This is a genomic window from Mesorhizobium sp. M7A.F.Ca.ET.027.02.1.1 (assembly GCF_004022985.1).
Classification (GTDB): Bacteria; Pseudomonadota; Alphaproteobacteria; order Rhizobiales; family Rhizobiaceae; genus Mesorhizobium.
Genome location: NZ_RZOL01000971.1, coordinates 1 through 411, shown reverse-complemented (window position 1 = coordinate 411; position 411 = coordinate 1). Strand labels below are relative to the sequence as shown.

Annotated in this window: 2 protein-coding genes; both read right to left on the bottom strand. The window is 50.4% G+C overall.

Features of this window, described 5'->3' with window-relative positions; all coding sequences use genetic code 11:
- On the bottom strand, positions 1 to 104 hold a 104-nt coding region (locus EN749_RS39700; RefSeq protein WP_189368086.1), incomplete at its 3' end, for a UDP-3-O-acyl-N-acetylglucosamine deacetylase.
- Between the two features lie 101 nt (positions 105 to 205).
- The coding region (locus EN749_RS37285; protein ID WP_210214784.1) for a hypothetical protein at positions 206 to 411 on the bottom strand (206 nt) is incomplete at its 5' end.

The following is a 411-nucleotide window of genomic DNA, read 5'->3' as shown; positions in this document are numbered from 1 at the left end:
GTATTGGCCGGCGCAGGGCGTAACGTCAGCGTGACTTTCTTGCCGGTATGTAAACCGACACCCGTCGCCTGAACGATACGTTTAAGTGTCCTTTGTTTGATCATCGTATAATCTCGCCAAATTAACTATCCAACCGAGAGTGTATATCACTAACGGTGGGCCAGTTTAGCACAAAGAGCGCAAATCCCCTAATTCCAGCCAATTCTTAGTCAGCTTGCTTACGCAGGAACGCCGGGATATCCAGATAATCTGGCTCTTTCGCCGTTTGCGGCGTTGGGTCGTTCACCACTTTTGCGGCCGGTTTCTGCTCCTGAGTCAGAGGAGACATACCGTGCTGCTGGTAACGATCCATTACCGGTTGCTGAGTCTGCTTGTTGGTCACTAAGGTAATCTCAGGACGTTTGTCCATAC